Annotated in this window: 12 protein-coding genes; 8 read left to right on the top strand and 4 right to left on the bottom strand. The window is 53.7% G+C overall.

Features of this window, described 5'->3' with window-relative positions; translation table 11 throughout:
* The 6 genes from R3C20_03965 to R3C20_03940 all read left to right on the top strand — a co-directional run.
* Positions 1-1444: hypothetical protein (locus R3C20_03965; protein MEZ6039635.1), on the top strand; the 1444-nt coding region annotated here is incomplete at its 5' end.
* A gap of 52 nt (positions 1445-1496) precedes the next feature.
* Positions 1497-2087: a hypothetical protein gene (locus tag R3C20_03960; GenBank protein MEZ6039634.1), complete on the top strand. Its 591-nt coding sequence runs from the start codon at positions 1497-1499 to the stop codon at positions 2085-2087.
* Positions 2021-2683: a hypothetical protein gene (locus tag R3C20_03955; protein ID MEZ6039633.1), complete on the top strand. Its 663-nt coding sequence runs from the start codon at positions 2021-2023 to the stop codon at positions 2681-2683. Before R3C20_03960 ends, R3C20_03955 begins: the two co-directional genes overlap by 67 nt.
* Entirely contained in the window at positions 2684-4357 is a 1674-nt protein-coding gene (locus tag R3C20_03950; GenBank protein MEZ6039632.1) for a hypothetical protein, read from the top strand.
* 311 nt (positions 4358-4668) lie between these two features.
* Positions 4669-4878: a hypothetical protein gene (locus tag R3C20_03945; GenBank protein MEZ6039631.1), complete on the top strand. Its 210-nt coding sequence runs from the start codon at positions 4669-4671 to the stop codon at positions 4876-4878.
* A 129-nt stretch (positions 4879-5007) separates the two neighbouring features.
* Positions 5008-5388 carry a recombinase family protein gene (locus R3C20_03940; protein ID MEZ6039630.1) on the top strand — a complete coding sequence of 127 codons (381 nt, stop codon included), beginning with the start codon at positions 5008-5010 and terminating at the stop codon, positions 5386-5388.
* A 951-nt stretch (positions 5389-6339) separates the two neighbouring features.
* On the opposite strand, the gene R3C20_03935 is transcribed toward R3C20_03940, so the two are convergent.
* Together R3C20_03935 and R3C20_03930 are read right to left on the bottom strand one after the other, a co-directional pair.
* A complete protein-coding gene (locus R3C20_03935; GenBank protein ID MEZ6039629.1) occupies positions 6340-6678 on the bottom strand; it encodes a tRNA-binding protein in 339 nt (112 codons plus the stop codon).
* Positions 6679-7278: 600 nt separating this feature from the next.
* Entirely contained in the window at positions 7279-7899 is a 621-nt protein-coding gene (locus tag R3C20_03930; protein ID MEZ6039628.1) for a DUF1080 domain-containing protein, read from the bottom strand.
* 441 nt (positions 7900-8340) lie between these two features.
* Here R3C20_03930 and R3C20_03925 point away from each other — a divergent pair, with 441 nt between their 5' ends.
* The gene (locus tag R3C20_03925) at positions 8341-8889 is read left to right on the top strand and encodes an N-acetyltransferase (protein ID MEZ6039627.1); all 549 of its coding nucleotides are present in this window, start codon (positions 8341-8343) and stop codon (positions 8887-8889) included.
* Between the two features lie 145 nt (positions 8890-9034).
* On the opposite strand, the gene R3C20_03920 is transcribed toward R3C20_03925, so the two are convergent.
* The gene (locus tag R3C20_03920; GenBank protein MEZ6039626.1) at positions 9035-10597 is read right to left on the bottom strand and encodes a sodium/solute symporter; all 1563 of its coding nucleotides are present in this window, start codon (positions 10595-10597) and stop codon (positions 9035-9037) included.
* 158 nt (positions 10598-10755) lie between these two features.
* The gene (locus R3C20_03915; GenBank protein ID MEZ6039625.1) at positions 10756-11208 is read right to left on the bottom strand and encodes an AP2/ERF family transcription factor; all 453 of its coding nucleotides are present in this window, start codon (positions 11206-11208) and stop codon (positions 10756-10758) included.
* Positions 11209-11398: 190 nt separating this feature from the next.
* Between R3C20_03915 and R3C20_03910 the strand changes: the two genes are divergently transcribed.
* The gene (locus R3C20_03910; GenBank protein MEZ6039624.1) at positions 11399-12175 is read left to right on the top strand and encodes a pyridoxal-phosphate dependent enzyme; all 777 of its coding nucleotides are present in this window, start codon (positions 11399-11401) and stop codon (positions 12173-12175) included.
* Positions 12176-12257: the final 82 nt, after the last annotated feature.

Below are 12257 nucleotides of genomic sequence, written 5' to 3'. Positions count from 1 at the left end.
CACGGCGAATCGCGGGAAGGACATTCGGCAGATCAATCTCGGCTGCGTCCAACCTGGCGAAAGTACCGCCACCTTCGGCGACGCCCTGCGGCGGCTACAGAACAAAGCTCGCTACCTGCACACTGATGGTGAACGCACCTATTACGATCCCGCTCAAAACATCAGCCGTGACGCGGAATCCCGGAAAGAGGATTTCAGTATCGAATCCGTCCACGAGCGGATTTCAAAGCTCATCAAGAACACCGAACGAGACAAGGCGGACTTTGAGAAGCTGCATCCATGCCCTTCATCGCCTTCGGAAGTTGTTGACGAGCCGTCGGCCCGTTTGGTGATTTTCCAGCCCAATGAGACACACACATCAAACAGCACGGACTCAGCGGCCATCAAGCAGGCGGAAGCCTTCCTGAACTCCCGTGGGTCGGGGCCGCGAATCTATCGCAACATGCTGGTGTTCGTCGCACCGGACCACGCTCGCATCGCCGAGCTGGAAGATGCCGTGAGATGGAGCATGGCCTGGGAAGCGATCTACTCGAAACGCGAAGAGCTGGACCTGAACCAGTCACAGATCAGGACGGCAGATGCGAAGCGCAAAGAATGGGAAGGCGTCGTTGGACAGCGGATCAGCGAAACGTACTGCTGGCTGATCGTCCCGACACAACTGAAGTCAAGCGAGCCGGTCAGCTTCGAGGCGTTTCGGTTGCGGGGATCGGATTCCATTGCAGAGCGAGCGTCTAAGAAGCTCGCCGACCAGGGGGCGTTGGTCACTGTCTACGGCAGCAACCTGCTGAGAATGGTTCTGGACGATATTCCATTGTGGCGCGGCAACCATGTTCTCGTGAAGCAGCTCTGCGAGGACTTTGCCCAGTACCTGTACCTGCCGCGTCTCAGAAACGACCGAGTATTGCTGGCATCGATTCAGCAGGGAATCTCGATGTTGATGTGGGCAGACGACGGCTTCGCCTACGCTCAAGACTTCGACGCAGACCGAAACCGATACGTCGGTCTTTGTGCAGGTCGAAGTACGCAGGTCTCCGCAGATCACACGAGCCTGGTGGTCAAAGCTGATGTTGCGGCAGCTCAGCTTGCGGCAGCAACAACCGCTGCAGGTGCTGGTCCGGCAGCTGCAGGCCGGTCTGTCGGCGATCCCGGCCCATCTACCACGACAACTTCAGTTGGTGGCACGACGCCCGTTGAACCAGAACAGTTCAAGCCAACACGCTTCTATGGAAGCGTCACGCTCGATGCGACTCGCCTCGGCCGTGACGCCGGACGCATCTCCGAGGAAATCCTCAGCCATCTAGCCAGCCTTCAGGGGGCCAAAGCAGAAGTCACCCTCGACATTGAAGTCCGAATCCCGGACGGCGTCCCCGACAACGTCATCCGCACCGTCACCGAAAACTGCCGCACACTAAAGTTCGACAACCAGGGTTTTGAGGCGGAATAGCCCAAAGAAAAAGGACTCACCGAAACCCATACTGATTGGAAGTGATGACACAATGTCGGGCAATGCAAGATTCAAGCTCAAAAGCGAAACGACGATTCCGGTCGTCGAGAAGTATTTTGAGCACATCGCTACATCACCTCAGACGGACGTTCTGCTGCCCACACAGCACATTAAAGCCGCTGGAATGGGCGGCGAATCCGCGCTGATTCAGTTCCTGATTACCTGGGCTCGAAACAACCCAAATTGTGATGTCATCACTCCGGTCCAATTGGGCGACGCAGAGAATGAGGCCCATTCTCTCAAGCACCTTACCAAGTCGAGCATACTCATTCGTGGCGGTGCTTGTCGCGACGTGTTTGCAGCCGATGGCGGCACGTCGATTCGCAAGAGGACAAACCGTACCTGCTCTCTAAGGGTAGACGAAATGGCAAAGGGCCTTCAGAAGGCGGCGCTGGCCATCGTACTTTTCTCGCCTGCGTCGACCACAGCACCAAAGCATATATCCCCGCGTTCTACTTCTCGGATGGCACACTCAGGAACCGGTCAGAGTTTTCTGCTTTGGCTGAAGAATTACTTTTGTCTCGCGCAGCCGCTTTTACGCGGCAAAACATCCATCCTGCTACACGCCGTGGTCTTGGTCTGATTCTCTACGAATTGATTAAGAACACTCACGATTGGGGGCGAACTGGCGTAGACAACGTCCCTCTTCGGCCATCAGTTCGGGGAATTCTTTTCACACGCCTCAATGTCAATCTTGAAGGTGCGATTGCGTCTGCGGGTGGGAATCCGGCTCTTGAATCCTACGTGACTTCACTCGGCCAGAGAAGTCGAGATAATTATGTACGTTTTCTTGAGTTGTCTGTTTTTGACAGCGGCCCCGGCCTAGCGTCACGGTGGTTAAGTAAGCCGCTTACGGACGACGTGACGGCTGAGGAGGAACTCGCCGCTTGTTTTTCATGTCTGAGCAAGCACAAGACGTCATCTCGTGCATCCAATCGTGGGCTTGGCCTTTACGATGTGATGCACACGCTTGACGAGCTTCACGGATTCATGCGACTTCGTACAGGCCGACTGGCCCTGTTCCGCGACTTTGTCTCGTCACCACTCCAAGCAGATGAACAGATGAACGGACCAACACTGTTCGACTGGCATTCCGCCTCGACAGTTCCAACCCGAATACCACAAACCACAGGGACGCTTTTTACAATGGTGATCCCGTTAGTTGAGGAGAACGCCTGAATGTTCTTCTCTTTCCGATCGGACGACGCCGCGAATCGCCAACACCGTCTTGTGCTGTTCACGACATCAGCCATCGAAATCGATGATCTTCTCGACGCAGTGCAGGAGTACTGCGAATGCAATTCTCCTCCCGATGGAATTGACTTGATCACTCCCGAACCCTACGCCGATGCCTGTCGTGCCGCGACGACCTCCGAGCGGTTCTTCGCACGAATGCCAGCAATCTCGCGGCAGCTTAATACTCCAGCGGTGCGTATTCAGGGTTTCGGAATCGGTGGGCTGGCGCGTTCCAACGATAGGACTTCCGAGATCATTCAGACTGGTCTTGTTACGTTGTATAGACGTCACAACGGGATGATCGAGGCAACTGCTGTTCATCACTACGTTAAGCCATCGCTTCGGCACTGCTCAGCCTTCTTGCGGACTGGCAACGTTATGATCAACGGACCAGAGATAGAGTTCATCGCCGCGTGTTGTCTGCCGTTTGTTCCAGAGCTAATGAGCCGGATTTACTGTGACACGGGTGCAATTCACGCGATTGCGTATGCAATTCTTCGCCTACTTGCACTTTTTGGTGACGATAGAACTCAAAGTGTTGTCACGAGTTTTGGGTCATACAGACTTTTGAAGGAGTTGCGATTTACTGATGCCAGCCGTGCGCTAGTGCTAATCTCTGCATCGACGAGTGGCGAGTTGTCAAAGCAATTGCGGGAAGTGGAGCCTCGTTTTCGAAATCCACAGATCCTTACAATCTACTATCTCGGAGACAATGCGGAGAACGAGAATCACATTTGTGACCTCCTCTACCACGCTGAGCGAAATGGTGATGAATTATTCAAGGATCCAAAGTTACTCTGCCGATGCCTGTCCGATGTGTCGCGAAGGATCGATAGCAGTTCCAATACGAGACCACTTCCTGCCAGAAGGTCTGAATGTCTGTGCGGTACTGATTCGCGCGACAGATGCCCCTCGAGTCTCTCACGTTTCCTCGAACACTTGTGGGACAATGCTCTTACGCCCAACTATGCTGATCCCCACAGCGGCACTTCATCCAAAGACCTGTTTGTCGATTTGGAGCGAGCTTTTGCCGACAGTGCCTTCCTTGGAGTAGCACGGTGGCGAAGCCGTTTTGAAACTCTTGTTGCCCATGCGGTTTCCCTCGATACGCGAAGAATTGTCTGCCTTGACGATCCAGCGTCTCAACATCTTACAGACCGGGTGCGTGACTACTGCGTCTCGCTTGGCAAGTCGGTTCCGGTACTTTCGTTTGGCGAACTCCAGCAAAACCTATCCGATCACACGCAAATCGGAGGCGCTACCCTAGTCGTTGCTTCTGCATTTGCGACGGGACGCCAATTGCTGGGCGTCGCGCAGACATTGCGATATGCGCAAGCGACCGGCGCCCTCAACTATGCAATCGGACTTGTCCGCCCCAATGACCGGGAAGTTCTTCGAGATGGCGCCGCCTCACGTACGGAGACAATGGCCCTGACGAACACGGCTTTCATGTCCTTGATCGGTTCTTTTTTTCCATCACGTCGACCTGATAAAGAAAATTCATGGCAGCGTGAGATGAAGGTTCTGTCGGATCTTGATTCGCCTGCCCCAGTTCTTGACCTCACGGCTTGTCGCGATCGAACAGGCGGCTTCATCGGCGACTCGGGGTCTGCTTAACGAACTATTCATGCCATCAATTACTGGATCGATACTGAAGTTACGACCGGGCTTCGCTTTTGGGATTTCGACTACGCCGCTAAAGACGTTTCTCAAGGAGACGTTTTTACTACGGTTTCGCTGGTCTTGCATTCTCTCCGGCGAGCGGGGCGAAGGGGAATCGTTCACTCGGCCAGTATGATCATGTGCGGCGCGTCATCTCTCCGCGATGCTTTGAGAGGTTCAACGACGGTGTGATACAGGCTTCGCTGCTTCGTGCAGCGTATCCGTCAGAGTTGGACTACAGCATCAACGACGGACTGAGCGAAGAGATGCACGACGTTCTACGCACATTGTTTAGTCAACGGACGACTGAAGTTGGAGAAGCCGCGACTGAGTTCCTTGTGGCGCTTGCAACGCGGCAGTTGCGACTGGTGCCATCGTATCTCAATGCCCTATACGAGGAGTTTGAGAGTGCGGATGATGGTGAAACGTGGAGATTCTATTGGCACTGGATTCGCGTTCGCATTCTCAATGTATGACTGCTGCCTGATGGTTCCGTAATTCGGCGTTTTTCGAAACGGTGCCGCCGTGACCTGAACACAGTCCTCTTTCGCGTCAATTCAGTCTAGTTTTCTCGTGCCGAAAATCAGCGTACCGTTTTGCCGTCAATGGCTGACGAAAACGAGAACATCTGCGGCCGCACCATCGGATACGCTCGCGTGTCAACTTCCGAGCAGGACTTACGCCTTCAGCTTGATGCTTTGAAGAAACATGACAATCCGAAGGACTTGATCTTCACCGACAAGGCATCGGGAGCGAAGGAGGATCGCCGGGGACTGGAAGCCTGTCTTGCTGAACTTCGCGAAGGCGACGCATTGCTGGTCTGGCGTCTCGATCGACTTGGGCGATCGATTCGGCATCGGATTCCGTTCCATCTGCGACGTAGCCATCAACTCCGAGTCCGCCAGCGACGAACTTATCCTGAAGGCTTTCATGGCACCCCGCACTTTGTGCGATTTGCCAAACATCGATGCTTTGATCGAAGTTGACTCTGAAGTGCGTCGTCAGCAGTTTCTTCAATTAGTTCGGCTTGCCCGACCTACCGCGGCAAAACGCGGTTGTAGCCTACAACTGGCGGGCCGATCTTGTGTGGTCTTGTAAGAGCTCGCAGATGTGTTTTCACCGGAAAACACGGCGTTCTGCGAGTCGCCGCCAAGTGCCCGAGCTCGTTTAGGAAACCGACGCTCTATCCTGCTGAGCTACGAGGGCAAGTGTCTTGTTGTCAATGACTTACTGCGACTGGCGCAGGCTGCTGAACATACTGGGCTACAAACGAAACTACAACCGACCCGGAAATCGGAAAGGAGTTTTCGCCGTGGTCAGAAAGCCCCAACCGTCCGTTGAAAAACCGGGACAGGCAAGCAGGACGACTGAAACCATCGTGTTTTAAGATCTCCTGCTCGAGCCATTCCCGTTTTTTAACAGGCTAAGCTAACCCCTGAAAGATATCCGGATTTTCCGCTCTCGAGCTACCCGCCCGGCTGATGGTGCAAGAAAATTCAGGGGAATCCACACGGATAAGGTGTGGATGCAAACCAAACCCAGGTAACGGATCTCGCAGTTCGAGACGCGCTGCATGCCGGAAGAGTGCCCCGTGACGACAACCCGGACGGTTGTGGCCTGGGAAATCTCTGCAATCACTACCTGATCGCAAAACTACGTCTGCGCTGATAACGGAGCACTCTTTCTGCAGACATTTGGAGCACACGGCTCCGCCGTTTGAAAACGGCCTGATCAGCAAGCCAGTTCGCATTGGCTCTGCATTGAGCGAAACGGTCGTAGACTCAACGACTCCTTCAGTGCCCGCCCGACGCCCAAGAAAGCCCGATTCAGCGTCGGCATTCTTCATGAACAAGCGGCACGCAGCACGTATTCCTAAATTGGGAGGGAAGCCGCAGAATGAACCGTGTTTACCTCTCACCGATCAAGAGATTTCTGCCCTACGACAGCTTGGCACCGTTCGGCACCCGTTGATCGGGGACAGCCAGAACGACCACTCCATCGTCCCGGTACAATCCTGTGACGAGGAACTCCGAAAGGAATGGACCAATCTGTCTGGGCGTGAAGTTCACGACGCCGATGATCTGCCGACCCACCAGTTCGTCCTTCGTGTACAAATCAGTGATTTGTGCACTGGATTTCCTGACGCCGATCTCCGGGCCGAAGTCCGCCCTGATCCTGTAGGCTGGCTTCCAGGCTTCGGGGAAATCTTCCACAGAAATGATCGTGCCTACTCGAAGCTCGACTCGCTCAAAGTCTGTCCAGGAAATCGTGTCCATCTGTTCGTTCCCAATCTCAATTGATGACTGCGAACTCTCGCTTCGTTCGGCCTGAATGGGTGCCGATTCTGCTCAAATCGCTGGCGGAGCGGCCAGCAGTATCCCCTGCCAAATGGTCACGGCCTGACCATCAACCACAAGATCATCGATGGCCCCCACTATCCTTCAATTCAGTGAAGCACAGACTGTCAGTCTGCACAAACGATTCACCTTGCAAATGGAACGAGATCGCAAGACGGCTCGTAATCGGGCGTAAGCTCTTGCAGCTCACAGCAAAGAATGCCAGCTTCCTGACCGATCACAGGAAAATCTCACGCCCCCGTTTCAGGAGTCAGAAAAGACGGCGTTCACTGCCCGTTGAAGAATCAGGACAGACACGCAGGACGGCTGTAGACCTTGGTATTTTCAGGTCTCCCGCTCGCCAGTCCCGTTCTTAAAAAGGCTACTTGAGGCCACCGCTAGAGAAAGCGTGGTCGCGGCACGTGCCGTCCTTCTTTGGGAAAACACGCGCCGAGTCGGTATCAACCACACGATCGACAGAACTGAATTGTTGTGCCTGCCGACCGGTACGGATCTGGTCGGCAGTGAATCAATGCTGGCTTAATCGGCGAGTGGCATGACTTCAACTTTGCGAATGGCCACCTTGCTACCGGGATCATGCTGCTGGAATGCAAAATGCCCTGCAGGATAGGTCTTCGCAAAATCCAGGTATTCGTAAAGTTCGTTGCCGTTCACGGTGATCTTCACGCGTGTCATTTCACGACCACGCCAAACATCTTCCCGGACTTCGATATCATAGGTGAACCATTCGTCCGGCTTCACGTGCTGCTGGTAGACGTGACAGAAACCATAAAGTGAACCGGTGCGAATTGGATCCGTATGGGTGCTGTCGATTTGGGCTTCGTAGCCGTCTGTGAATCCCGGCTTGCGAGTTGTTCGGAAGTACAATCCTGAGTTGCCGCCGTCGTTGATTTTCACTTCGGCGCGATAACGGAAGTTCTTATACGGTCCCCTGGAACAGACAAGCATCGATGGTTGTCCCGATCCACGAATCTCTCCGTCGGTCACTTCCCAAACGCTCTTGTCGCTGCCAATGCGTTCCCAGCCATCCAGAGATTTCCCGTCGAATAGTGAGATCCATTCACCATCAGCAGCCAGAGCTGTCGAAGTGAAAATCATGCACAATGAAAAAAGAGAAGCGAACTGACGAACACGATACATCAAAAAAACTCCAAATCTGTGTCTTTACGACCTACGAACCGTCTTTTGAATTCACCAAACCTGTAAGAACGAACCCCGGATTAGATCAGGTTACCGTTAGATCTGTCTGGCATTTGGCCCGGCCGAATGAACTGTCGCACCGAGGTGCATGAAGTCTTGCATCACAAAATCGTGCTGTCTACCGATTGACTCATCATTCCCTGCAACCAGCATTGCACACAATCGGTGTCCGATGGATCGTTATCCATTTGAAATGGAACGGAAGCGATCATTCCGGAGGGCACTCACCGGTGGCTGAATCATCACACTTTGCTTGACGGCAACAGCAGAGTTCCGGTGAAATCCGTACCTGGTCGGTCTTGTGGTGAACAAGTCGAGCCGGGCAAGCGATGCATCGCAGAGGGCTGGTGTGCTTTGGATGGTTTTCTCAAACGCTACAGAATGAAGATAGATCTTCGACAGCGGCGACTTCCGCAGCCCCGCCTGCCGGATGAATATCGCTGGATTCCCTGGCGAAGAGTACTGCTTGAGCGGCACGCGCTGGTTAAGTGGCAGGCATTTCGGAATGATCTGGACGGACAAGTGTTTCCAAGCCTCGGTGATCTGGACGGATGCCGTCGCCTGATGAATGAAATAACCAGCCAGCCCCGATTTTGCCCAAGCGCCACGTGGCTGCTGACAAGGCAACCGACATCGGATGATGCTCCTCAGGATTGCGCCTCGATCCAGGGCATCCTTCGGCGAAACTGTATCGGAGCGATTCAAAACGTCGGTGTGATTCCGGAGCATCGATGTAAGGGACTCGGCCGCTCACTTGTGCTTCAGGCGTTGCATGGATTCCGCTTTAGTGGAATGCACCATGGAGTGCTTGAAGTCACGTCCGAGAATCGCATCGCTGTCAATTTGTACGAATCCATGGGATTCGAAATCTGTGAAGTTCTCTACCGGAACTCCAGCACCGGCGAAGTTGTTTCTGAGCTGCCAGAATGAAATCTGTTCGCTCGATTGCCCCCAGCAGGCAGACGACCGAGCACTTTGACCATCCAGCACTTTGACCATCCAGCACACGGACCATCCAGCACACTGGCTACCGGAATGCTTCGAATCACGTCCGGTAAATGAAGAGTGACAGGGCTTATTTCGGGGAGAGCTGTCGATTCGGAAACATCAGACTGCCCAGAATTCCTGTGACGATGTTGGTGGCCAGCGTCACTGGAGCAATCCACTGGAAGCTGATGGGATCAGCGGTTGAGGTACTGCCCATCATCACTGAAACTGGGCCGGAAAACGCGATCAGGATCGCAACCAGAGTGCTGCAGATTGTGCCAATCCACACGCCAGTGGGGCTCGCAAATCGAACAAAAATAGCGAAAAAAAACAGACCGAATATGGGGGTCGAAAGCAGATTCGCTGTCTTATTGGTGACGGTCGTGATATTTCCGGGTACCTGCCCAACCAGCGAACTGCACAAAACGACAAAGGCACCAATCCCAAAGGCCATCCAGCGAGCTGTTCTTACATGTCCGACTTCTGTCTTTGGACTTCGATCAAATCGATCCATGAAGTCCGTCATCACAACGGCTGTGATGGAATTGACACCGGAATCGATACTTGACATGGCCGCGGCAAACATTGCTGCAACGACGAGCCCTGAAATCCCCGGGGCAAGCAGATAAGAAATGAAATACGGAAACACTTTATCCGCATCCTCTTTCAGGTTCATCGTCTTTGGCAGTTGGTCCGGGTTGGATGCGAAATAACCCAATAATGCAAAACCAACCAGCCCCAGAGTAATCGCCACGACAAACGAAACGATCATCTGAATTCCCAGCGCCCTTCTGGCTGCTTTGACGTCCGTTGTCGCCATGAATCGCTGGACCGAAGTTTGATCGCCGCCGGAGGTGGCAATCAGCCAGGTGGTATAGTTAAGAATCCCACCGATAATTGTCACCCGCACTGCCGGGTTCAGACTAAAGACCGGCTGCGTATCCCAGTTGGGATCCCAATGGGTTGGAAACCATCCAAAGCCGCCCAGCCGCCACGTAATCACACCAAGAACTGTCAGCGCTCCGCCGTACAGCAGAATGGTCTGCATCAGATCCGTGATGACAACCGCTCTTAATCCGCCGATTGAAGTGTAGGTCACCGCGATTGCCCCGGTAATCAGAGCAATCAATGGAATCATGTTCGGGCCAACGCCCAGCATTACAGTCAGAGCCTCTGATGTCTTATAAATTAATAGCGACATCCAGATCAGTCGCAACAAGACGAACATGATCGCGCCGAGCATCCGAATACTGAGCCCAAGCTTCAGTTCAAGTAATTCGTACGCACTGGTGACTCGGTGCTTCATATACACGGGCAGCAAGCCATAGCCAACAACCAGATAGGCGATGGGCAGGCCAAGGGGAGTCAGCATGTAGGCTGGTCCCTTACCGAGCGATTCTCCGGGCATCGATAGGTAAGAAATCGTACTCAGCAACGTGGCAAAAAGCGAGACGCCGATCAGCCCCGGGTGCATGCTTCCGGTTCCGACAAAGTATTCACGTGTCGATTTCTGCTGGCGGCCGTAGTACCACCCGAGCCAAAGCGTGCCGACGGCGTACGCTCCGATGATGCACCAGTCGATGGTCGTCAAACCACGGGCAATCCATTTAGGCTCGGCGTTCTGCGCAAGCAGAAAGGCTGAATCATACATCGCTCTAAGTAGCCTGTTTCAGCAACAAAACTATGGGCAGGAGAGGCTCCTCGAATTCATCGAAAGCCGTGAGACATAAGCCAGCCCCGCAGGACGACTGGAAACCAATCGTGTTTTAAGGTCTCCTGCTCGAGGCAGTCCCGTTTTTTAACAGGCTGCTAGTCTTCCATTTCACGCATTCCGGCTCGACGCGCTTTCATGGCCAAACGAAATGCTTCTTCGTCCCCATACTTTTCGACAGAAAATCGACGTGTTCGCCGAACTCCTGGCCTGGGACTCCATTGAGCCACCCAGTAGTGGTAGACCAGTTCGTTGGGCCCGCGTCGATCCACTTCTTCAGACAGCCGCACACCAACGATACCCGATGTGTTGCGCGACGATTTCACTTTTGCAAGGGCTTTTCGTGACTGGACGGGCAACCTGGCCACCAGTTCATCCCGGTACTCACGCGCTGCCGCGAGCGCTTTTCGTTTTCCGCCGAATTTTCGATCGTTGAAGAATTTGTGGAATGCTTTCCCACGCCGCATGACGCGCACCTCGTAGCCATGGGTGCCGACACCAGCGGTCTCAATATCAATTCGAGTAATATTCTTATTCTTGTTTTCAGCCATTGCCAGGTTCTTTCTTTCTCAAACAATCTGCCGACGCGACGGCTTCACGATGGCCCGAATCTCACGTTACAATCCGGCTGCGTCCAGCAACCAGACTAACAACAACAGTCGCCGAAATCACGCCACACAGTAACGACTTTCCACGACCGTCGACTTTTCCCACTGGCCACCAACAATCGCTCAAACTGCAATGAAGCAACCTGCCATTGACCTGAATGATGTTCGACTGGCATCAGAACGCATCCGTCCATGGATTCGAAATACTCCGGTTCTGTCCTCCGAATCGCTGGACCAGGACCTCGGATGTCACGTTCACTTCAAATGCGAAAACCTCCAGCATATCGGAGCTTTCAAGGCTCGCGGCGCCTGTAATGCCGTCCTGAATCTGTCGGATCATGCTGCAGCATCAGGGGTTCTGACACATTCTTCCGGCAACCACGCTGCAGCGCTGGCCAGAGCAGCCCGGATAAGAGGCATCGAAGCCCACATCGTCATGCCTGTCAATTCTGCCGAGGTAAAACTGGCTGCCGTCCGCAGACTGGGGGTCACTCCCATCCTTTGTGAACCTACTGCTGAAGCCCGCGAAATTCGAGCAGCGGAACTCCTGAAAAAGACAGGAGCCACTTTGATTCACCCTTTTGATAATCCCGATGTGATCGCAGGGCAGGGCACTGTCGCTCTTGAACTTCTATCACAACTGAATCACATCGATGCCGTCATCTGTCCTGTTGGAGGCGGGGGGCTACTTTCAGGAACGTTGACCGTCATCAAAACACTGCGGCCTGATGTCGCAGTCTATGCCGCAGAACCCGAATGGGCGAATGACTGTGCTCGAGGAATGAAGTCTGGTCGAATCGAGCTGAATGATCGATTCGACGCACGATTACCGACGGATTGCGAACGCGCCTCAGCGGTCAACCTGACATTCCCCATCATTCATTCACTGAGGTCGATGATGTCCTTCTGATGAAAGCGAAACTTCCATTATTACCGCTACGCAAACGATCAAAGAGAATTGCGAGTGGTGGCGGAACCATCCGGTGCAGTCC

This window comes from Planctomycetaceae bacterium (genome assembly GCA_041398825.1).
Lineage (GTDB): Bacteria > Planctomycetota > Planctomycetia > Planctomycetales > Planctomycetaceae > F1-80-MAGs062.
Note: the sequence above shows the minus strand (reverse complement) of the source record. Positions and strands in the feature narration are given on the sequence as shown.

What these genes read in the sequence shown, in the direction of transcription:
- R3C20_03960 (MEZ6039634.1), top strand. Translation starts at nt 1,497, where the DNA reads ATGTCGGGCAATGCAAGATTCAAGCTCAAAAGCGAAACGACGATTCCG.
- R3C20_03950 (MEZ6039632.1), top strand. Translation starts at nt 2,684, where the DNA reads ATGTTCTTCTCTTTCCGATCGGACGACGCCGCGAATCGCCAACACCGT.
- R3C20_03945 (MEZ6039631.1), top strand. Translation starts at nt 4,669, where the DNA reads ATGCACGACGTTCTACGCACATTGTTTAGTCAACGGACGACTGAAGTT.
- R3C20_03940 (MEZ6039630.1), top strand. Translation starts at nt 5,008, where the DNA reads ATGGCTGACGAAAACGAGAACATCTGCGGCCGCACCATCGGATACGCT.
- R3C20_03935 (MEZ6039629.1), bottom strand. Translation starts at nt 6,678, where the DNA reads ATGGACACGATTTCCTGGACAGACTTTGAGCGAGTCGAGCTTCGAGTA.
- R3C20_03930 (MEZ6039628.1), bottom strand. Translation starts at nt 7,899, where the DNA reads ATGTATCGTGTTCGTCAGTTCGCTTCTCTTTTTTCATTGTGCATGATT.
- R3C20_03925 (MEZ6039627.1), top strand. Translation starts at nt 8,341, where the DNA reads ATGAAGATAGATCTTCGACAGCGGCGACTTCCGCAGCCCCGCCTGCCG.
- R3C20_03920 (MEZ6039626.1), bottom strand. Translation starts at nt 10,597, where the DNA reads ATGTATGATTCAGCCTTTCTGCTTGCGCAGAACGCCGAGCCTAAATGG.
- R3C20_03915 (MEZ6039625.1), bottom strand. Translation starts at nt 11,208, where the DNA reads ATGGCTGAAAACAAGAATAAGAATATTACTCGAATTGATATTGAGACC.
- R3C20_03910 (MEZ6039624.1), top strand. Translation starts at nt 11,399, where the DNA reads ATGAAGCAACCTGCCATTGACCTGAATGATGTTCGACTGGCATCAGAA.